This window comes from Treponema endosymbiont of Eucomonympha sp., assembly GCF_001028545.1.
This window is the reverse complement of sequence record NZ_BBPW01000133.1, coordinates 1-1,863: the sequence shown is the minus strand read 5'-3', so window position 1 is coordinate 1,863 and position 1,863 is coordinate 1. Positions and strand designations below refer to the sequence as shown.

At 51.9% G+C, this 1,863-nt stretch carries 1 protein-coding gene; it reads right to left on the bottom strand.

What is annotated here, in order from left to right:
* Positions 1-397: 397 nt before the first annotated feature.
* A partial coding sequence (locus AWU74_RS05295; protein ID WP_498067482.1) for an alkaline phosphatase family protein occupies positions 398-1,863 on the bottom strand: 1,466 nt, incomplete at its 5' end.

Sequence of the window (1,863 nt, the reverse complement as noted above, 5' to 3'; positions counted from 1 at the left end):
ATGGACGCGATATAGGCAATAAGTACGGCGAAACGGGCGCAGGCTAAAAAATGCCGCCCAAAACACGCCGGTTTTGTTCAAAAACACAACAGCGCCGGTCAATAACTGATTAACTTTGCCCAAACCCTAATCAATTATTATGCAACGCTGCGTAGTTTTTATACGACACTAATCAGTTTTTATCCAACGCTATATAGTTTTTATGCAGCGCTACATAATTATTATCCAGCGCTATATAATTTTTATGCAAAACTAATTAATTATCTCTCAAAACTACATAGTTTTGGCACCGCGCCGGGCGCCTGTCCGCCCGGAAAAGGCGCATATTCCCGCGGATACGTCTGCCGTTCGGCACAAAACGCTCCCTTTCTAAATCTGTATCCTGCTATATAACAGGCTATTTCTGTGCCCGCTCCCAGTTTGCCGGGTCGAATATGTCGTCGTGAACGTGCAACCATTCATCGCCGCTGATTTTCCACGTGAATTTTATTGGGTCAGGGGCTTCCCAACGGTTTACCGTGGCGATAGTGACGCCGCGCGATTTATCATATTGGAAAGACTTGTGTGTGAAGGGGTTTATGCCGTCCGTAATGTCGCAGCTTGCCAGAAACGGAACGTCCGCATGAGACATAAACGTGCGGTCTTCGATCGGCCCCTGAATGGACGGCTCTCCCGTGTCTTTGAAATCCTTTACCAGCAGCAGCGGGTTGTAATTCAAAAGGACGCGCTTGCCCGGCAGTACAAAATTGCCGGGGAGGTCGCTTGGAAAATACCACCCGTGGTCGGCAACGACGATAATCCGCGTGTTGTCGTATATGCCTTGTTCCCTGAACGCGTCAAACCATTTCCCTAAAAGAATCAACGCCGCCATATTCGCGTGATAATGATCTTCGTCTGCATACGTGCTGGTGCCGCGGTTCGTAACGCGATTCGCGGGCGCATACTCCGGCGCCTGAAAGAATGCCGGTTCGTGGGTCAGGTCGTTGACGAGCGCGGCGTAGGTGTTGCCGCCTCCATCAAACGCGGTAATGTCCGGCAGCGTATCCAGCAGTGCGTAATTATCCAGAGTAGAAATGGTTATCGCGCTGTTGCCGGACGAAAACCCGGCAGCTACGAGCCACGCCCCTTGGTCGTACAGCGCTTCCCGAAAGAAGACGGGAGCCATTTTAAAGAACGCAAAATGCGTCAGGTTGTTCTTGAGCAATGCGGCGGTCGACAGAACTTTCGCGTCAGGGTGCGCATTCAGCCAACGCGCGGTATACCGCCCTTTCAGGTTTTCCGCTTTGACGTTCGGCAATCTGTTGAATATGCGCACGTCCGGTTCCAAGCGGAAGTTTGCCCGCGGCGGGTCGGTTATCGTAACGGAAAACCCGTTTTCAGAAAAGAGCCTCGGCAGAGCGAGCAGCGCTTCGTTATATTTGTCTACCAAAAGCTCGCTGTTTCGCCGCTGCATTTCTTCCGGACTATATTCATAGCCGCCGAAGAGAGCGGGCGCGCCGGTCAAGGTGTATCCGCCGAGCGAAACGCAGTTGGGATACCAGATAAAATCCTGAAACGAGGCTGCCAGTTCCGGCTTCTCTGCAAAAATCGCGGGCACATACCCTGATATAGCCCGGTCAAGCATGATAAGCAGCACGTTTTTTCCCGTCTTTGAGAAGCGATATACCGGCGCGGGGGAGTTGTCCGCCACGCTGCCGACACCTTTTCGCTCGGCTAACTCGGCGTAACCTCGATAGATTTTTCTTGCGTCTGTGAATCCCATAAGCAGCAGGGACATCAGCGCGATGATTTGCACGGCATAAAACGCTTTCTGGTGCTTTGACAAAAGCAGCAAGACGCAGAGGGCCACAGTCAAGTCAAGGA